At 62.5% G+C, this 17309-nt stretch carries 18 protein-coding genes; 11 read left to right on the forward strand and 7 right to left on the reverse strand.

The window, feature by feature from the left end:
• Window positions 1–11: 11 nt before the first annotated feature.
• Window positions 12–500, reverse strand: a complete 489-nt coding sequence (locus K3F44_RS23510; RefSeq protein ID WP_101316383.1) for a DUF3015 domain-containing protein — start codon at window positions 498–500, stop codon at window positions 12–14.
• Window positions 501–755: 255 nt separating this feature from the next.
• On the opposite strand from K3F44_RS23510, the gene K3F44_RS23515 reads away from it, so the two are divergent.
• The 4 genes from K3F44_RS23515 to K3F44_RS23530 all read left to right on the forward strand — a co-directional run bounded on the left by K3F44_RS23515 (window position 756) and on the right by K3F44_RS23530 (window position 5089).
• A complete protein-coding gene (locus tag K3F44_RS23515; RefSeq protein WP_103436004.1) occupies window positions 756–3194 on the forward strand; it encodes a Lon protease family protein in 2439 nt (812 codons plus the stop codon).
• Window positions 3195–3356: 162 nt separating this feature from the next.
• Window positions 3357–3695 carry a hypothetical protein gene (locus tag K3F44_RS23520; RefSeq protein WP_101316388.1) on the forward strand — a complete coding sequence of 113 codons (339 nt, stop codon included), beginning with the start codon at window positions 3357–3359 and terminating at the stop codon, window positions 3693–3695.
• 114 nt (window positions 3696–3809) lie between these two features.
• Complete coding sequence (locus K3F44_RS23525; RefSeq protein ID WP_101316390.1) at window positions 3810–4298, forward strand: TIGR00645 family protein; 489 nt, start codon at window positions 3810–3812, stop codon at window positions 4296–4298.
• 173 nt (window positions 4299–4471) lie between these two features.
• The gene (locus tag K3F44_RS23530; RefSeq protein WP_101316392.1) at window positions 4472–5089 is read left to right on the forward strand and encodes an FKBP-type peptidyl-prolyl cis-trans isomerase; all 618 of its coding nucleotides are present in this window, start codon (window positions 4472–4474) and stop codon (window positions 5087–5089) included.
• 40 nt (window positions 5090–5129) lie between these two features.
• On the opposite strand, the gene K3F44_RS23535 is transcribed toward K3F44_RS23530, so the two are convergent.
• From K3F44_RS23535 to K3F44_RS23545, 3 genes are all read right to left on the reverse strand, one after another.
• Complete coding sequence (locus K3F44_RS23535; protein ID WP_220633065.1) at window positions 5130–5375, reverse strand: hypothetical protein; 246 nt, start codon at window positions 5373–5375, stop codon at window positions 5130–5132.
• A gap of 146 nt (window positions 5376–5521) precedes the next feature.
• A complete protein-coding gene (locus K3F44_RS23540) occupies window positions 5522–5863 on the reverse strand; it encodes a zinc ribbon domain-containing protein YjdM (RefSeq protein ID WP_101316396.1) in 342 nt (113 codons plus the stop codon).
• Between the two features lie 237 nt (window positions 5864–6100).
• Window positions 6101–7069, reverse strand: coding sequence for a polyprenyl synthetase family protein (locus K3F44_RS23545; RefSeq protein ID WP_101316398.1), 969 nt, complete (start codon window positions 7067–7069; stop codon window positions 6101–6103).
• Window positions 7070–7314: 245 nt separating this feature from the next.
• Here K3F44_RS23545 and rplU point away from each other — a divergent pair, with 245 nt between their 5' ends.
• From rplU to K3F44_RS23570, 5 genes are all read left to right on the forward strand, one after another.
• Window positions 7315–7629 carry a 50S ribosomal protein L21 gene (gene rplU, locus K3F44_RS23550; protein ID WP_101316400.1) on the forward strand — a complete coding sequence of 105 codons (315 nt, stop codon included), beginning with the start codon at window positions 7315–7317 and terminating at the stop codon, window positions 7627–7629.
• 38 nt (window positions 7630–7667) lie between these two features.
• Window positions 7668–7925: a 50S ribosomal protein L27 gene (gene rpmA, locus K3F44_RS23555; protein WP_101316402.1), complete on the forward strand. Its 258-nt coding sequence runs from the start codon at window positions 7668–7670 to the stop codon at window positions 7923–7925.
• Window positions 7926–8110: 185 nt separating this feature from the next.
• Window positions 8111–9337, forward strand: a complete 1227-nt coding sequence (gene cgtA, locus K3F44_RS23560; protein ID WP_101316404.1) for an Obg family GTPase CgtA — start codon at window positions 8111–8113, stop codon at window positions 9335–9337.
• A 75-nt stretch (window positions 9338–9412) separates the two neighbouring features.
• On the forward strand, window positions 9413–10531 hold the full coding sequence (proB, locus tag K3F44_RS23565; RefSeq protein WP_101322938.1) for a glutamate 5-kinase: 1119 nt from the start codon (window positions 9413–9415) through the stop codon (window positions 10529–10531).
• A 4-nt stretch (window positions 10532–10535) separates the two neighbouring features.
• On the forward strand, window positions 10536–10997 hold the full coding sequence (locus tag K3F44_RS23570; RefSeq protein WP_150570020.1) for a CreA family protein: 462 nt from the start codon (window positions 10536–10538) through the stop codon (window positions 10995–10997).
• A 54-nt stretch (window positions 10998–11051) separates the two neighbouring features.
• Here K3F44_RS23570 and mksF read toward each other — a convergent pair whose 3' ends face one another.
• The 3 genes from mksF to mksB are packed head-to-tail and all read right to left on the reverse strand — an operon-like array spanning window position 11052 to window position 15842.
• On the reverse strand, window positions 11052–13883 hold the full coding sequence (mksF, locus tag K3F44_RS23575; protein ID WP_181108173.1) for an Mks condensin complex protein MksF: 2832 nt from the start codon (window positions 13881–13883) through the stop codon (window positions 11052–11054).
• Window positions 13880–14584, reverse strand: coding sequence for an Mks condensin complex protein MksE (gene mksE / locus K3F44_RS23580; RefSeq protein WP_101316410.1), 705 nt, complete (start codon window positions 14582–14584; stop codon window positions 13880–13882). The genes mksF and mksE overlap by 4 nt, the downstream gene beginning before the upstream one ends.
• Complete coding sequence (gene mksB / locus K3F44_RS23585; RefSeq protein ID WP_220633066.1) at window positions 14574–15842, reverse strand: Mks condensin complex protein MksB; 1269 nt, start codon at window positions 15840–15842, stop codon at window positions 14574–14576. Before mksB ends, mksE begins: the two co-directional genes overlap by 11 nt.
• A 211-nt stretch (window positions 15843–16053) precedes the next feature.
• Here mksB and K3F44_RS23590 point away from each other — a divergent pair, with 211 nt between their 5' ends.
• Both K3F44_RS23590 and rimI read left to right on the forward strand, forming a co-directional pair.
• A complete protein-coding gene (locus tag K3F44_RS23590) occupies window positions 16054–16845 on the forward strand; it encodes an energy transducer TonB (RefSeq protein WP_220633067.1) in 792 nt (263 codons plus the stop codon).
• The gene (rimI, locus tag K3F44_RS23595; RefSeq protein ID WP_101316416.1) at window positions 16842–17297 is read left to right on the forward strand and encodes a ribosomal protein S18-alanine N-acetyltransferase; all 456 of its coding nucleotides are present in this window, start codon (window positions 16842–16844) and stop codon (window positions 17295–17297) included. Before K3F44_RS23590 ends, rimI begins: the two co-directional genes overlap by 4 nt.
• Window positions 17298–17309: the final 12 nt, after the last annotated feature.

Raw genomic sequence — 17309 nt, forward strand, 5'->3', positions numbered from 1 at the left:
AAGGGCCGGACTCAAGCCTCGGTAGCGTACTTGGCCAGTTGCGGGTCGCTTTTGAGCACCGCGAGGGTGTTGTTGTGCACGGTTTCAGCAGTGGCGTCGGCGCTGTTGAAGATCTCGCCGAAGTGCTGGTGGGTAACCGCGGCGAAGTGCGCGCGATCTTCAGGTGCAACGCCGAGAACCACGGCGTAGGTGGTCAGAGCTTCGCCCTGGCCTTGCGCCATGTCTTCGGAAAGCTCGTTCATCATGCCGTTCATGGCGAACCAGGACTTGCCGCCGTAGGTCAGCGAAGCCTTGGTCGAGCAACCGTTGGTGCCCGAGGTCATGCCGAAGGTGGCGTTGCCGGAAGTACCGTTGGTGGTGGAAGCCAGGAAGTGAGCAGGAGTCCCGCGCTGGCCTTCGAACAGCATGTTGCCCCAGCCGCAGTTCGGGCCACCAGGCGCTTCTGCCATGGCGTTGATCGAGATTGCGGTGAACAGAGTACCCAGAAGAATCCGTTTCATAGCTTCGTTCTCTTTCTTAGTAGACTTACCAATGGTCAGGGGTTCTGGCAATTCCTTGCCAGCTCGGAACAGCATAATGCTACCCCGCGCAATGTTGGAGTTTAGGCACGATCCAAAGGTTGCGTGGCTTATTACAAAAAATTGCATGAGTAATTGCCAGAGGTTGGCTGCGACATAAAGTCCCGGTGAGCCTTGCAACGTGCGGTCAGGCAGCGCCAGAATGCTTTCATCGCCCCGCCGAAGTAAGGAAACCCAATGCCCGATCCTGTCGCTGCGCGCCTGCGTCTTGCGCCTGAAGCCCTGACCCGGCGTTTTTCTCCCGAGCAGTTTGCTTTCACCAATACTGACGATCTGGAACCGTTTCGCGGCGTTCTGGGCCAGGAACGTGCTGTCGAGGCCCTGCAATTCGGTGTGGCCATGCCGCGCCCTGGTTACAACGTGTTTGTCATGGGCGAGCCGGGTACCGGTCGCTTCTCTTTCGTCAAACGCTACCTGCGCGCCGAGGGCAAGCGCCAGAAGACGCCGGCTGACTGGGTCTACGTCAACAACTTCGAGGACATGCGCGAGCCGCGTGCGCTGGAACTGCCGTCGGGCACTGCCGGCGAGTTCATCAGTGACATGAACGGTTTGATCGACAACCTGCTGGCGACCTTCCCGGCAGTGTTCGAGCACCCGTCCTACCAGCAGAAAAAAAGCGCCATCGACCGCGCCTTCAACCAGCGCTACGACCGTGCCCTGGACGTTATCGAACGCGCCTCGCTGGAAAAGGACGTGGCCCTGTACCGCGACGCCAGCAACGTTGCCTTCACGCCGATGAGCGACGGCAAGGCGCTGGACGAAGCGGAGTTTGCCCAGTTGCCGGACGAAGTGCGCGAGCGCTTCCACGACGACATTTCGCAGCTTGAAGAGCGTCTCAACGAAGAGCTTGCCAGCCTGCCGCAATGGAAGCGTGAGTCGAACAACCAACTGCGCCAGCTCAACGAAGAAACCATCACCCTGGCACTGCAGCCGCTGTTGGCACCGCTGTCGGAAAAATACGCTGAAAACGCAGCAGTCTGCGCCTATCTGCAATCGGTGCAGTTGAACCTGCTGCGCACCGTGGTTGAAGAACTGGTCGATGACGCCAAGGCCGACCCGGTCGCGCGCAAGATGCTCGAGGAGTATTACGCGCCAAGCCTGATGGTCGGTCACCCCAACAGCGGTGGCGCGCCGGTAGTGTTCGAGCCGCACCCGACCTACGACAATCTGTTCGGTCGCATTGAATACAGCACCGACCAGGGCGCGCTGTACACCTCCTACCGCCAGTTGCGTCCAGGTGCCTTGCACCGGGCCAATGGCGGCTTCCTGATCCTTGAAGCAGAGAAGATGCTCGGCGAGCCGTACGTCTGGGACGGCCTCAAGCGTGCGTTGCAGTCGCGCAAGCTGAAGATGGAATCGCCGCTGGGTGAGCTGGGCCGCGTAGCCACGGTCAGCCTCGCGCCGCAGATGATCCCGCTCAACGTCAAGTTGGTGATCATTGGCTCGCGTCAGCTGTACTACGCGCTGCAAGACCATGACTCGGACTTCCAGGAGATGTTCCGGGTGCTGGTCGACTTCGACGAAGACATGCCCATGGTCGACGAGAACCTTGAGCAGTTCGCCCAGTTGCTGCGTACCCGCACCAACGAAGAGGGCATGGCGCCGTTGACCAGCGACGCGGTTGCGCGTCTGGCCACCTACAGCGCTCGCCTGGCAGAAAACCAGTCACGCCTCTCGGCGCGCATCGGCGACCTGTTCCAGTTGGTCAGTGAGGCGGACTTCATCCGCCAGTTGGCCAACGGCGAAATGACTGATGCCGGGCACATCGAACGAGCCCTGAAAGCCAAGGCGACTCGTACCGGGCGCGTCTCGCAGCGGGTGCTCGACGACATGCTGGCCGGGATCATCCTGATCGACACAGAAGGTGCGGCGATCGGCAAGTGCAACGGCCTGACCGTGCTCGAGGTGGGTGATTCGGCGTTCGGTATGCCGGCGCGGATCTCGGCCACGGTGTATCCGGGGGGGAGCGGTATCGTCGACATCGAGCGTGAGGTCAATCTGGGCCAGCCGATTCACTCCAAGGGGGTGATGATCCTAACCGGGTACCTGGGCAGCCGGTACGCCCAGGAATTCCCTCTGGCGATCTCGGCGAGCATCGCCCTTGAGCAGTCCTACGGCTATGTCGATGGCGACAGTGCGTCGCTGGGCGAGGCCTGTACGCTGATCTCGGCGTTGTCGCGCACGCCGCTCAAGCAGTGTTTCGCCATCACCGGCTCGATCAACCAGTTTGGCGAGGTGCAGGCGGTTGGCGGGGTCAACGAGAAGATCGAGGGCTTCTTCCGCCTGTGCGAAGCGCGCGGCCTGACCGGCGAGCAAGGGGTGATCATCCCGCGCGCCAACGTCGCCACGTTGATGCTCGATGAGCGTGTGTTGCAGGCAGTGGAGGCGGGTCAGTTCAACGTCTACGCGGTCAGCCAGGCGGACGAAGCGTTGAGCCTGCTGGTCGGCACCGATGCCGGTACGCCGGATGAGAACGGTGAGTTCCCCGAGGGCAGTGTCAACGCCCGAGTGGTCGAGCGGCTCAGCGAGATTGCCGAAATGATCAGCGAGGAAGACATCAAGGACGCTGAGAAGGAACGTATGGAGGAGATGATCGCTCAAGCTAAACCGGCGTAAGTCAAAAAAACGGCGCTGGAGGCAATGTGCTACCGTTCGGCGCCGGTTTTCCATCTTTTTCCGTTGATCTTCTATGCTGGAACTTAGGGAGAGCAACAGCGTTCAGGATGGAAACAGCCTGCAGTGATTGGCTGAAATGGTTACCTCGGAGGGGACGCCGCCATGCGCAACCTCAGCCTCACACGCCAGTGCCTTGGCCTGGTGACTCGTATTGAATGCAGCATTCGTCCGCTGTCTGGCGACAACGGCATGTGGACGCTGCTGTTTGCGGCCGGCATGGCCGGTGAACAGCCTTCGGCGATCAAGGCCCAGGGGCCGTTTCATGGACCGCTGGTGGCCGAGTCGGTGCTCAACGCGATTGTCGACAGCCTGACCTTGCATGGTTACCACGTCGCTGAAGACCCGCAGATCTGGTGTGTGCACCTGCAAGGGCAACTGCGCAAGATCAACGGTGAACGCTGCCGCAATCTGGGCGACTATCAGTTTCATCCTGAAACCTGACCCGCCCGCTTGAGCGATTTGTACCCTGCGGCAACCGACCGCAGGCTTTTGCTGTAACAGGTGGGTGGCTATACTCGCGATCGCTTTCCGCTCACCTGACGAGTTTTATCCTCCATGGAACGTTTTCTCGAGAACGCGATGTACGCATCGCGTTGGTTGCTTGCCCCGATCTACTTCGGCCTGTCGCTTGGCCTGCTTGCGCTGGCGCTGAAGTTCTTCCAAGAAGTCCTGCATGTGCTGCCCAATGTGTTCGCTCTCAGCGAGGCCGACCTGATCCTGGTCATCCTGTCGCTGATCGACATGTCGCTGGTTGGCGGCCTGCTGGTGATGGTGATGATCTCTGGCTACGAGAACTTCGTCTCGCAGCTGGACATCGACGACAGCAAGGAAAAGCTCAGCTGGCTGGGCAAGATGGACTCGACCTCGCTGAAGATGAAAGTCGCCGCGTCGATCGTGGCAATTTCTTCGATTCATCTGCTGCGGGTGTTCATGGATGCGCAGAACATCTCCACCGACAAGCTGATGTGGTACGTGATCATCCACATGACCTTTGTCATTTCCGCATTTGTCATGGGTTATCTGGACAAGCTGACCAAGCACTAGGCATTGCTCTGCCGCATTGCCCATGCCGCCCGACCGTTGCCCAACGGCCGGGCGGTTGTGTATCTGCGGTGCGCAGTGGCCCGGTAGCTGATCTGCTGCGCTGCAGTGTGCTAGGCTGCTCGCCCTTTTGATCAAGGGCGCGGCTGCACTGCGCCCTGCTGCGGAGCAAGTCAATGTCCGAACTCATTCTGTCCACCGACGAAACCCGCGTCAGCTACGGCATTGGCCGTCAGCTCGGCGGTCAGCTGCGTGACAACCCGCCACCAGGCGTCAGCCTGGAAGCCATCGTCGCCGGCCTGACCGACGCCTTCAATGGCGTTGAAAGCCGCGTCAACGAGGCCGACCTGTCGGCTGCGTTCAAGACCATCCGCGACATCATGCAAGCCGAAGCCGCTGCCAAGGCTGAAGTCGCTGCTGCTGTGGGCGTCGAGTTCCTGGCTGAAAACGCCAAGCGCGAAGGCATCACCACCCTGGCTTCGGGCCTGCAGTTCGAAGTGCTGACCGCCGGTGTTGGCGCCAAGCCAAGCCGCGACGACACTGTACGCACCCACTACCACGGCACCCTGATCGACGGCACTGTATTCGACAGTTCCTACGATCGTGGTCAGCCTGCTGAATTCCCGGTTGGTGGCGTGATCGCCGGCTGGACCGAAGCTCTGCAACTGATGAATGCCGGCAGCAAATGGCGCCTGTATGTGCCAAGCGAGCTGGCTTACGGCGCTCAAGGCGTTGGCAGCATCCCGCCGCACAGCGTTCTGGTGTTCGACGTCGAGCTGCTCGACGTTCTGTAAGACCGTCTGGGCCGCCTGGTGCGGCCCTTTCGCTTGACCTTCAGTTCCAGTCCATCCCGCCAGGGCGCAATGCCCGTGCATAGCAGAACAGAAACAAATTGCGTACCAGCTCCTTGAGCACCACCGGCTCGCTTGAATTAAGCCCATGCAGGTCCAGGTCACCCTGGTCGCGTAGCTCGTTGAGGGCGTCCTGTTCAAGTACCGCGCACACTTCACCGGTCTCGCGGTGGAGGATTCTCAGGTAGGGATGGGGGCGGTCCAGCCAGGCGTCGATCAGATAAGTCATGGCTACTCTCCTTGGATAGCTGTTTCCAATGAGAATAATTCTTATTATCAAAATAGCAAGTAACTATTGGTTTTTTCGCCAATGGTCGGTCGATCCTGTTGCAGGATCTGTCGGGGCCACCGAGGGCAGCCCCAGACCAGAGCAAGTCAGACCTTGCGCACGAACTCGGACTTGAGCTTCATCGGGCCGATGCCGTCGATCTTGCAGTCGATGTCATGGTCGCCGTCGCACAGGCGGATGTTCTTGACCTTGGTGCCGACCTTGACCACCAGCGAGGTGCCCTTGACCTTGAGGTCCTTGATCACGGTGATGGTATCGCCGTCCTGCAGGACGTTACCGACCGAATCCTTCTTCACCACGTCATCGCTGGCTGCTTCGGCATCGCCGCTGGCCGACCACTCGTGGGCGCATTCAGGGCAGATCAGCTGGGTGCCGTCTTCGTAGGTATATTCGGAATTGCATTTGGGGCAGGCAGGCAGAGTGCTCACTACGGGTCCTTTGGCAGGGCTGGAAAAGCCTACATTGTATAAGGTTTTGCCCGTGAGCGGGGCGATGAGATCAGTTCTCGTCATCCAAGGTTGTGCGCGGTCCGTGTAGGAGCGGCCTTGCGTCGCGAAAGGCCCGCAAAGCGGGCCCGGCGATTCTGTGGTGTGGTACATATCTTTGGGGCCGCTGCGCGACCCTTTCGCGACACAAGGCCGCTCCTACAAAGCGCGACTTGCAGCTTAGTGAGTACGGGCTACCGCAAACTCGCTGAGTTCGACCAGTGCATCGCGGTATTCGCTGGCTGGCAGTACTTCCAGGCAGGCGATGGCGCGGGCGACGTAGTCGCGGGCCATCTGCGCGGTGTAGGCGAGGGCGCCTGAGTCGTGCACGGCAGCGCGAATCTGCTCGAGATCTTCCAGGCCACCCTTCTGGATCGCCTTGCGCACCAGTGCGGCCTGCTCGGGCGAGCCTTCGCGCATGGTGTAGATCAGCGGCAGGGTCGGCTTGCCTTCGGCCAGATCGTCGCCGACGTTCTTGCCAAGTGTCTCCGAGTCGCCCTGATAGTCGAGCAGGTCGTCGACCAGCTGGAAGGCCACGCCAAGGTGATCACCAAAGGTGCGCAGCGCTTCACGTTGCTCGTCGCTGGCACCGGCCAGCGCAGCGGCGCTGTGGGTCGAGGCTTCGAAGAGCATCGCGGTCTTGCCGCGGATGACTTCCATGTACACCTCTTCGCTGGTGCTCGCATCACGCACCCGCGACAGCTGCAGCACTTCGCCTTCGGCGATCACGCGAGTGGCCTTGGCGAGGATCTGCATCACCGACATCGAACCCAGTTCGACCATCATTTCGAACGAGCGCGAATAAAGGAAGTCGCCCACCAGCACGCTCGGCGCGTTGCCCCACAGCGCGTTGGCGGTGGAGCGGCCACGGCGCATGCCGGACATGTCGACCACATCGTCGTGCAGCAGGGTGGCGGTGTGGAGGAACTCGATGGTCGCTGCCAGCAGGCGCAGGTCGTCGCTTTCGCGACCCAGCGCCTTGCCGCAGAGCAGTACCAGCAAGGGCCGCAGGCGTTTGCCGCCGGCCGACGTGATATAGTCGCCGATCTTCGATACCAGCGGCACGCGCGAGGTCAGCTGCTTCTTGATGATCTCGTCGACGGCGCTGAAATCATCAGCTACCGCGCGGTAGAAGGTTTGGGGTTGCATCGGCTGCTCCATTGGGGTTGCGCGGCATGCTAGGTCGAGGGTTGCGGTGTGTCAAGGCACGCTGCCTGCCGCGCCGGGGCGGGACTTGCAAGGCCATCCTGGGTTGCGTACAATCGCGCACCCTAACTTTCCTGGGCAGCACCTGCCTTACGCAATTGCGCCGGGCCGTTCCAGCCTTGTGCAGCCATGCCAGCCAATACTCAATATATAAAGAGCTGGGTGAGCAGGATTATCGGAGAAATACCATGTCTTACGCAGTAATTGTTACCGGCGGCAAGCAGTACAAAGTCGCTGAAGGTGAATACCTGAAGATCGAGAAACTGGAAATCGCCACTGGCGAATCCGTGACCTTCGATCGCGTCCTGCTGGTTGCCAATGGCGACGCAGTCACCATCGGTGCTCCAGTTGTTGCTGGCGCTACCGTGGTTGCCGAGGTCATCTCGCAAGGCCGTCACGACAAGGTTCGCATCATCAAGTTCCGTCGTCGTAAGCACCACATGAAGCGTATGGGCCACCGCCAGTGGTTCACCGAGATCAAAATCACCGGCATCCAGGCTTAATTTCCTAGATCCCCTGAATTTATTTGGAGAATTGAACCATGGCTCACAAGAAGGCTGGTGGTAGTACTCGTAACGGTCGCGACTCAGAATCGAAACGCCTTGGCGTGAAGATGTATGGCGGCCAGGTCATCAAGGCCGGCAACATCATCGTCCGTCAGCGTGGCACCCAGTTCCACGCCGGCTACGGCGTTGGCATGGGCAAGGATCACACCTTGTTCGCCAAGATCGAAGGCGTGATCAAGTTCGAGAAGAAAGGCGAATTCAACCGCCGTTACGTGAGCGTCGTCGCGGGCTAATCGCGCTGTCGCTGGAGAAGCCCCGTCACGCGACGGGGCTTTTTCGTTTGTGGTGAGCCTCTTGCAAAGCTGTTTGTCTGGGCTGCCGGCGTCGGTCTCTGCGTCTCGGGGTCGCCGCGCTCATTTTTGCAAGAGCCTCATGTTTTGAGTCATTTCAACTCGTCTGCTGACGAGAGGCGGTTTCTATGAAGTTTGTTGACGAAGTATCGATCCGGGTCAAAGCCGGTGATGGCGGTAACGGTTGCATGAGCTTCCGCCGCGAGAAGTTCATCGAGAACGGTGGCCCCAACGGTGGTGATGGCGGCGACGGTGGCTCGGTGTACATGATTGCCGACGAAAACCTCAACACCCTGGTCGACTATCGCTATACCCGTCACTTCGACGCCCAGCGCGGCGCCAACGGCGGCAGCACCGACTGCACCGGCAAGAAGGGCGAAGACATGATCCTGCGGGTGCCGGTTGGCACCACCGTGATCGATGCCTCGACCCAGGAAGTGATCGGCGACCTGGTCAAGGCCGGGCAAAAGCTGATGGTCGCCCAAGGCGGCTGGCACGGCCTGGGCAACACCCGTTTCAAGTCCAGCACCAACCGTGCGCCACGCCAGACCACCCCAGGCAAGCCGGGTGATCAGCGTGACCTGAAACTGGAAATGAAAGTCCTCGCTGACGTCGGCCTGCTCGGCCTGCCCAACGCTGGCAAAAGTACCTTCATCCGTTCGGTATCGGCCGCCAAGCCGAAAGTCGCCGACTACCCGTTCACCACCCTGGTGCCAAACCTGGGCGTGGTCAGCGTCGACCGCTGGAAGAGCTTCGTCATCGCCGACATCCCCGGCCTGATCGAAGGCGCCTCGGAAGGTGCCGGCCTGGGTATCCGCTTCCTCAAGCACCTGGCGCGTACTCGCATCCTGCTGCATCTGGTTGACCTGGCGCCGCTGGACGAGACCAACTCGGCCGACGCTGCCGAAGTCATCGTCAACGAGCTGACCCGCTTCAGCCCGTCGCTGGCCGAGCGTGAGCGCTGGCTGGTGCTGAACAAGTCGGACATGCTGATGGACGACGAGCGTGACGAGCGGGTCAAGGAAGTGGTCGAGCGCCTGCAGTGGAAGGGCCCGGTCTATGTGATCTCGGCAATCTCCAAGCAGGGTACCGAAGCACTCAGCCGCGACATCATGCGCTACCTCGAAGACCGCGCCGACCGCTTGGCCGCCGACCCGGCCTACGCCGCGCAGCTGGCCAGCCTCGATCAGCGCATCGAAGACGAAGCGCGTGCTCAGTTGCAGGCCCTGGACGATGCCCGTACCTTGCGCCGCACTGGCGTCAAGAGCGTGCACAGCGTTGGTGAAGACGATGTCTGGGATGATGATTTCGAGGACGACGAAGACGGCCCGGAAATCATTTACGTGCGCGACTGATCGCTTGCAGTACACTAAACGCCGCTCTCAGGAGCGGCGTTTTAGTATCTACGAATCGACATGGGTTGGATGAAGATGCGAAGCAAGGTGACGGGCGCGAAGCGCTGGGTCGTGAAGATCGGCAGCGCCCTGCTGACCGCCGATGGCAAAGGCCTGGACCGCGGTGCCATGGGCGTTTGGGTCGAGCAGATGGTGGCCCTGCGTGAAGCAGGGGTGGAGTTGGTGCTGGTCTCGTCCGGGGCCGTAGCAGCGGGCATGAGCCAGCTTGGCTGGAACAAGCGACCGAGTGCCATGAACGAGCTGCAGGCCGCCGCCTCGCTGGGCCAGATGCGCCTGGTGCAGGCGTGGGAGTCGAGCTTTGGTGAGCACGGCAAGCACACCGCGCAGATCCTCCTGACCCACGACGATCTGTCTGACCGCAAGCGTTACCTGAATGCCCGCAGCACCCTGCGCACTCTGGTCGATCTGGGTGTGGTGCCGGTGATCAACGAGAACGACACGGTGGTCACCGACGAGATCCGTTTCGGCGACAACGACACCCTTGCAGCGCTGGTGGCCAACTTGGTCGAGGCGGACCTGCTGGTGATCCTCACCGACCGCGATGGCATGTTCGATGCCGACCCACGGCACAACCCCGACGCCCAGCTGATCTTCGAAGCGCGCGCCGATGACCCGGCGCTCGACGCTGTGGCCGGCAGCACCGGCGGTGCGCTGGGCCGCGGCGGCATGCAGACCAAACTGCGTGCGGCGCGCCTGGCGGCGCGTTCCGGTGCGCACACCATCATCATTGGCGGGCGCATCGAGCGCGTGCTGGATCGGCTCAAGGCCGGTGAGCGCCTGGGCACGCTGCTGTCGCCGGAGCGCGGCATGCTCGCGGCACGCAAGCAGTGGCTGGCAGGCCACCTGCAGACCCGCGGCACGCTGGTGCTCGACGAGGGTGCCGTGCAGGCACTGCGCCAGGCCAACAAGAGCCTGCTGCCGGTTGGGGTCAAGACTGTTCAGGGCAGCTTCCGTCGCGGCGAGATGGTGATCTGCGTCGGCCCGGACGGCCACGAAGTGGCCCGCGGGCTGGCCAACTACAGTGCCTTGGAAGCGCAGAAGATCATCGGTCAGCCGTCCGATGCAATCGAAGCGTTGCTTGGCTACAGCGCGGAGCCCGAGCTGGTGCACCGCGACAACCTGGTTCTGGTGTAAGGGGATGACTGTGCTGAAAAAGCTGTTTGCCGTGGCGGTGTTGATGCTGCCGATGGTCGCGGGCGCTGAAGAAATCGGCCAGGTCTCGACCGTATTCAAGTTTGTCGGGCCGAATGACCGGATCGTCGTCGAAGCCTTCGATGACCCCAAGGTTGAGGGTGTGACCTGCTACCTGTCGCGGGCCAAGACTGGTGGCGTCAAGGGCGGCCTGGGCCTGGCCGAGGATCGTGCAGAGGCGTCGATCGCCTGCCGTCAGGTTGGGCCGATCAACTTCAAGGGTGAACTCAAGGACGGTGACGAGGTGTTCAAGGAGCGCACCTCGCTGGTGTTCAAGACCATGCAGGTGGTGCGTTTTCTCGACAAGAAGCGCAACACCCTGGTGTACCTAGTCTACAGCGATCGCATGATCGAAGGCAGCCCGCAGAACGCGGTGACCGCGATTCCGATTCTGCCTTGGGCGCAGTAGCAGGTAGTACGTATTTCGGGGCTGCAAAGCAGCCCCACTAGCGCAGATCACAGATCAGGCCAACTCTTCGGCCACATCCTCACGCACAATCGCCTTCTCTGCATCGATCCGGCTGATGTACTTCCAGTCCGATTCGTCGATGTAGATGCCATTCGGTCCGCTACCACCTTCCAGATCGATCGCCACGTGCGCCGACACCTGTGGCTTGACGCTGGCCAGAATCGGCACGAAGCCCAGTTGCTGGCTGGTCTCGAGCAGCGCCGCCTGGTTGCGTTCGTCGATGTCGGCGGCCTCGTCGAGGTAGTACGGCAAGCGAATGCGTCCGGCCAGGTCGCGGTCCATCAGGTGCAGCAACAAGTACATGTTGGTCAGCGCCTTGATGGTCATGGTGGTGCCGTTGGAGGCAGCGCCATCGATGTCGGCGTGGATCACCGGCTGGCTGTTGATCTTGGTGATCTCGAACGCCAGCTCGAACAGGTCCTTGAGGCCCAGTTGGTTGTGGTTGGCTGCCACCAGCCGGGCCAGGTACTCCTTGGCCTCTTCGTTCTTGTGATCCTGGTCGCTGCTCTGGGTCAGGTCGAACACCGACAGGGTCTCGCCTTCTTCGTACTGGCCAGCGCTGTGGATGATCTGGTCGATGTGCTTGAGCGCTTCCTTGTTCGGCGCCAGCACCACGCGGAAGCTTTCCAGGTTGGACACCTGGCGCTTGTTGATCTCGCGGTTGAACAGCGCCAGCTGGTGCTCGAGGCTGTCGTAGTCGCTGCGGATGTTGCGCAGGGTCCGGGCGATGTCGGTAACCGCCGCACGGCGCGCCTTGGCCAGGGTCAGGGCTTCTTCGGTGCGGTGCGAGTAGGCGTTGATCAGCAGCTGCAGGCGGCGCTCCATGTCGTCTTCGCTGTCGAACTTGGCCACCCCTTTGAGGCGTACCTGGGCGTACAGCGCCTCGATCTGGTTATCCGCCCGTTGCAGCGCCTGCCAGCTGTCCTGGTAGTCATTGAGCAGCGGCAGCAGGTTGTCCATCGAGTCGTCCACCGCTTCCATGAACGGCGTGCCGAACGGCATGTCGTTGGGTAGCAGCTGACGGCGGCGCAGGGCGTCTTCGAGGGTGCGCTGCTTGGCTTCGAGGTCGGCCAACTGACGGCCGACCAGTTGCAGCTTGGCCGACAGTTGCTGGACGCGCTCGGTGAAAGCGTCGCTGGAGCGCTTGAGCTCGTCCTGGGCCGCTTCAAGCTGGGCCAGTTGCTCAAGCTTTTCTGGCTCTTCGGCGGCCAGGGTTTCGCTGCGGCGGAAGTCTTCCAGGGCCTTTTGCGCATCCAGTACCTGCTGGTACAGGGCTTCGGTCTGGGCTTTGCTGGCGGTGCGGTCGGCGGCGACCGCCTGCTGGGTCTTGAGCTGCTTGAGCTCGCGGTCGAGGCGGTCTTTCTGGTCGCGCAGGGCCGCGCGGTCAGCCAACGCTTGCAGCGCCGGCGGCTCGATGTGCGAGAGGTCGATGGACAGGCCCGGGGCTTCGAAACGCTCGCCCTTGAAGCTGTCGAGCACCGCTTCCAGTGACTTGACCCAGAGGTCGCTGTCATCCAGTTCGATGCCGCGCTCGCCCAGCGGCAGGCTGAACAGTGCGCCGTTGAACAGGCGCATCAGGCGGTCGACGTCGCCTTGCGAGAACTCTTCGCGCAGGCGTGCGTAGCTGTTGTTGTCGGCATGATCGAGCTGCTGCTTGACCACCTTGACCCGCTTCTCCAGATCCCGCACACGTTCGTCGAGGTCTTCGGCGGAGAACTGCCGCGATTGCGCCAGGGCGCCGGCAAGTTCGTCGTGGGCGTCCTTGGCGGCAAGCAACTGCTGCTCGAGGACGCGTACATCATCGACCAGCGCAAAGCGATTCTTCAGCACCGACAGTTCGCCCAGCCAGCGCTGGATACCGCTGATCTCGCGCTCCAGGCGCATCAGCTCCTGGGTACCGCCGCGTTGGTCGTTCTGCAGGCGGTCCTGCTCGCTGCGGTAATGCTCGGACTGGATCAGCAGTTCTTCTTTACGCGCCATGGCATATTCCTGCCAGGTGCCGAGCAGGTTATCCAGCAGCGGCGACAGGCGATGCAGCTTGCCACGCAGGATGTCGCGCTGGGCGACGCCGCCGGCCAGGGCTTCGACCAACGGCCCGGCGGCGACCAGGGCGTTGTAATCGCCTTCCATGCGGCGTACGTCGCGGAAGGCCTCTTCGCAGGCAGCGATGTAGTCGACGCTGCCCGAGCGCAGGCTGTGCTCGAAGGCATCGAGGAACAGCTGCTTGAGCTTGGCTGCAGTGATTTCGCGCATGTGCAGCAGGTTGATGAACAGGGCGCGGAAGGTCTTCAGGCTCTGCTCGCTGGTCGAGCGCAGCGGGATCAGGGTCAGGTCCAGTGGCACCGAAGTATGGCCACCGACCAGCAGACGGCGCAGTTCGTCGGGCTTGAGCTCATACGCCTTGAGGCCATTGCGCTCAAGGTTGGTGAACAGCTCCTTTTGGCGCAGGCAGGTGTCGTCTTTCTGGTAGTGAGCCAGGTCCAGCTGGCCTTGGTAGGCAAAGAACTGGTGACCGAAGCCGCCGCCCGGGCCGCGGCCGACCACGCCAATCACGTGCGGGCCATGGGGCAGGTCCAGCTCGCAGAGGATGTAGCTGGTGTCGCTGGCGAAGTAGAAACGGCGCGACTGCTCGAGGCTGTACTTGCCGAAGCTCATGTCCGACATGCGCGCCAGAATCGGGAACTGCAGGGCGTTGATCGACGCCGACTTACCCAGGTTGTTGGCGCCATAGACCGACAGCGGGTGCTCCAGCGGGAACAGGCCGAGGCTGTAGCCGGCGGTGTTGAGCAAGGCGAAGCGGCGGATGCCGTAGCGTTGCTGGCTCATGCGTCAATCTCCTGTTGCTCTTCGCGGATGGCGCGGGCAAGGGCGTCTTCTTCGCTCTCGTCGCCGGCAAACGGGCTGAGGTCGAGCGGGTCGTCGGTTTCCAGTTGCTCGGCGCTGTCGTCGTCGGCCAGCACCGGTACCGGCAGTGGCAGGGCGCTGTGCAGGGTCGCGGCCAGGTCGCGGTCCTGCTGCACCGACAGGCACACATCGATGAAGCGGTGCATCGGCGGCAGGAAGCGGTAGATGCCGCCTTCTTCATGGGCGAAGCCCAGTTGGGTCATGCGCCGGAGGATCTTTTCTTCAAGCTCGTCGACGGTCTGTACTTCGGCCTGGATGAACAGGTCGCGGTACTTTTCCAGCAGCGACGGCAGCTCATCGCGGCCGATGCTGCCGCCATCGAGCACGGCGATCGGGTCGCGGCCCTGGTCAGCCAGGTGCTCGACCAGGATGAAGGTGAACAGCGAAAGGCGCTGGGCGGTCTTGTTGACCTGCGCAGCGGCCAGCTCTGGCACGAAGTAATAGAAACCGCGGGTATCGCACACCAGCTCGAAGCCAAGCGCCTTGAACAGGGTGCGGTACTGGTCCTGGAAGTTCGACAGCTGGGCGTACAACTCGGGGTCGCGGCGGCTGACGTGGAAACCTTTGAACAGCTCGCGGAAGATCGGCGCGAGCTGGGACAGTTCGGAGAGATCAAGATGCATTGGCTGGGCTCGCAGTGGATGCAGGCGATGATTCGGTCAGGGCGAAGGAGCGCAGGCTCACCCGGTGTTCGGTGGTGAGATAGTCGCGCCGTTCGAGGCGCTCGCGGCTGAAGCGCTTCTCGCGCGACAGGCGCGAGAACCAGTACAGCAGCTCGTCGGTGGCGCCTTCGGGCTCCTGCTCCAGCAGCCAGACCATCAGGTCGGGCAGCGGCAGCGCGCTGGCACAGCGTTCGAGCATCTCCTTGACCGTGCGCGGGGCACGTGGCGTCGGGCCCTTGTCGGTGCGGTGGGCCTTGGGGAAGCGCGCCGGCTTGGGCTCGAAGCGGGCCAGCGCGTAAACGTAGGCCTCGACCTGGCTGGCGCTGCCAAGAAAGGTGCTTTGCGGTCGAGTGAACATCGGCATGGCCGCGTGCGGCACGGCATCGATGCCCTTGCGCCGGATCACCGACAGGGCCAGCGCTGCGCCCCGGGTCACGGCGTTGTGCCGGCGCGCTTCTTCGCGCAGCGGCAGCAGCAGTTCGCGGGCATGGCGCAGGGTCAGCTGGGCGCTGGTCTGCATCTCGAGGATGCGCGCATGGGTGCGCAGGAGCATGTCGTCGTCGACCAGATGGCCGAGCCGCGCCTGCTCGCTGAGCAGGCGCAGCAGCACTGTCTCGACCTTGCGCACGCCTTGCTCGAAGGCGCCGTCGGCGTTGACCAGCTGGATCATCGGCTCGACGTACTCGTCCCAGGTTGCCAGTACTTCGGCGTAGCGCTGGCGCAGCGGGATCTGCCGGTTGCTGGTCTTGGCCCGTTCGGCCACGGCCACCAGCGCCTGCTCGTCGTTGTCGAGTTTCTTCAACACGTCGCGCACGCGCATGTCGAGCAAACGCAGCTGGCGCGCCAGGTCATCGCTGTCGCGGTTGTCGAAAGCGTCCTGAATATGTCCGGCCAAGCGCTCCAGATGGCGCAGATAGGCTTCGATTTCCAGGCACAGGCCGAGCCGGTGCTCGCGGCGCAGGTAGGCCAGGAAGTCGTGGATCTGCGCATTCAGCTCGAAGCGGTTCGGGCTTTTTGCCACCGGTACCAGAATATCCAGGCGGATCCACACATCGAGCAGCTGGGTGATGTCCTGCGGGGTGCTTTCTACCTGCTGGCGGCCGAGTTGCTGGCGCAGTTCGATCAGGCTCAATGTGCCCTGGTCGAAACGCTCGCACAGCGGCTCGATCAATGCCCAGTGTTCGGCGAGGGCGCGCAGGACGCGCTTGGGTTCGATCATTGGCGGGTCGACTCGTTGCCAAATTAAAGCCGGCGATTGTACTGCATCCGGGGGGGAGGAATTCACCCCTTGGTCTGTAATGAGATTGCGTCAGGGATTTACCGGATTGGCTCAGGGTTTTGCCGGCTGGCAAATTTCCGCCAACCTGTAGCGGCGCGGGGCGGTCAACGGCGTTAGAATGCGCGACTGACTTTTCCCGGATGACCGTGCTGTGCTGATCGAGTCCCGCCGCCGCGCTTACCTGTCCGCCATGCAAGTGGTGCACTGGCTGCCGCGTGCCGAACTGCCGTTCGCCGCGCCGTCGCGCCCCGAGCTGCTGCTGCCGCAGGCGCCGGTCGAGGAGGTTGAACTCGAAGCCCTGGCGCCAGCGCCTGCCGCCGCGCCGGTCGCGCCGGTCGCGCCGCAGGCACGCAGCATCGAACGGCCGAAAATCGAGATTCCGCGCCCAGCCAGCAGCGTCAAGCCAGCGGTCAAGCCGACCGAGACCGAGGCTGAGCCAGTGGTGGCCCGTGCGGCGCCGGTGCCACCGCCACGGTTTGCCCTGCAGTTGCTGCGCGCCGGCAGTTGCCTGGTGCTGGTCGAGCTGGCCACCGGGCAGCCGTTCCAGAGCCGCGACCCATCCTACCTGCTGCTCAAGGACATGCTCCGCGCCGCCGGCCTGCCGGATGCGCCGCAGATCATCGGCGAGCCGATCCGTTGGCCGCTGCTGGTGCGCGGCAACATGGACCAAGGCCCCGAGGCTGCGCGTGACTTCGTCCAAGGCTTTATCCAGGCACGCCTGGAAGAATCACCCTGCACCTGCCTGTGGCTGATCGGCCTGCCGGCGCTGCGCTTTGCCGCCCAGGCCGAGGCACCGGCCTATTACCAAGAACTGCAGGTCGAAGCGCTGGGCACTGCCTGGGCGCTGCCTGGCCTGGAACTGTTGATGGACGAGCCGCAGCGCAAGGCGGACGTCTGGCAAGCGATGCGCCAGCTGATGGCGCGCTGGAAGAGCGTTGAATGAGTGATTCGATCAGTTTCCGCCCGATGACCGAGGCGGACCTGGATGCGGTGCTGAAGATCGAGTACGCCGCGTTCAGCCATCCCTGGACCCGCGGGATTTTTCTGGATGCGCTCAAGTCATACCAGATCTGGTTGATGTTCGATGGCGCCCAGCAGGTGGGTCACGGCGTGATCAACGTGATCATCGACGAAGCGCACCTGCTCAACATCACCGTAAAACCGGAAAACCAGGGCCGCGGCCTGGGCCTGCGCCTGCTGGAAAAACTCATGGCCGAGGCCTACAAGCTCAATGGCCGCGAGTGCTTCCTCGAGCTGCGCGCGAGCAACCAGTCGGCCTATCGTCTGTATGAACGCTTCGGCTTCAACGAGATTGGCCGGCGCCGCGACTACTATCCAATGGCTGGTGGCCGCGAAGATGCCCTGGTAATGGCCTGCACCCTGTTCGACGAGTGACCTTGCGCCGTC

The organism is Pseudomonas sp. S07E 245, assembly GCF_019599025.1.
Lineage (GTDB): Bacteria > Pseudomonadota > Gammaproteobacteria > Pseudomonadales > Pseudomonadaceae > Aquipseudomonas > Aquipseudomonas shirazensis.

What these genes read in the sequence shown, in the direction of transcription:
- K3F44_RS23510 (WP_101316383.1), bottom strand. Translation starts at nt 500, where the DNA reads ATGAAACGGATTCTTCTGGGTACTCTGTTCACCGCAATCTCGATCAAC.
- K3F44_RS23515 (WP_103436004.1), top strand. Translation starts at nt 756, where the DNA reads ATGCCCGATCCTGTCGCTGCGCGCCTGCGTCTTGCGCCTGAAGCCCTG.
- K3F44_RS23520 (WP_101316388.1), top strand. Translation starts at nt 3,357, where the DNA reads ATGCGCAACCTCAGCCTCACACGCCAGTGCCTTGGCCTGGTGACTCGT.
- K3F44_RS23525 (WP_101316390.1), top strand. Translation starts at nt 3,810, where the DNA reads ATGGAACGTTTTCTCGAGAACGCGATGTACGCATCGCGTTGGTTGCTT.
- K3F44_RS23530 (WP_101316392.1), top strand. Translation starts at nt 4,472, where the DNA reads ATGTCCGAACTCATTCTGTCCACCGACGAAACCCGCGTCAGCTACGGC.
- K3F44_RS23535 (WP_220633065.1), bottom strand. Translation starts at nt 5,375, where the DNA reads ATGACTTATCTGATCGACGCCTGGCTGGACCGCCCCCATCCCTACCTG.
- K3F44_RS23545 (WP_101316398.1), bottom strand. Translation starts at nt 7,069, where the DNA reads ATGCAACCCCAAACCTTCTACCGCGCGGTAGCTGATGATTTCAGCGCC.
- rplU (WP_101316400.1), top strand. Translation starts at nt 7,315, where the DNA reads ATGTCTTACGCAGTAATTGTTACCGGCGGCAAGCAGTACAAAGTCGCT.
- rpmA (WP_101316402.1), top strand. Translation starts at nt 7,668, where the DNA reads ATGGCTCACAAGAAGGCTGGTGGTAGTACTCGTAACGGTCGCGACTCA.
- cgtA (WP_101316404.1), top strand. Translation starts at nt 8,111, where the DNA reads ATGAAGTTTGTTGACGAAGTATCGATCCGGGTCAAAGCCGGTGATGGC.
- proB (WP_101322938.1), top strand. Translation starts at nt 9,413, where the DNA reads ATGCGAAGCAAGGTGACGGGCGCGAAGCGCTGGGTCGTGAAGATCGGC.
- K3F44_RS23570 (WP_150570020.1), top strand. Translation starts at nt 10,536, where the DNA reads ATGACTGTGCTGAAAAAGCTGTTTGCCGTGGCGGTGTTGATGCTGCCG.
- mksF (WP_181108173.1), bottom strand. Translation starts at nt 13,883, where the DNA reads ATGAGCCAGCAACGCTACGGCATCCGCCGCTTCGCCTTGCTCAACACC.
- mksE (WP_101316410.1), bottom strand. Translation starts at nt 14,584, where the DNA reads ATGCATCTTGATCTCTCCGAACTGTCCCAGCTCGCGCCGATCTTCCGC.
- mksB (WP_220633066.1), bottom strand. Translation starts at nt 15,842, where the DNA reads ATGATCGAACCCAAGCGCGTCCTGCGCGCCCTCGCCGAACACTGGGCA.
- rimI (WP_101316416.1), top strand. Translation starts at nt 16,842, where the DNA reads ATGAGTGATTCGATCAGTTTCCGCCCGATGACCGAGGCGGACCTGGAT.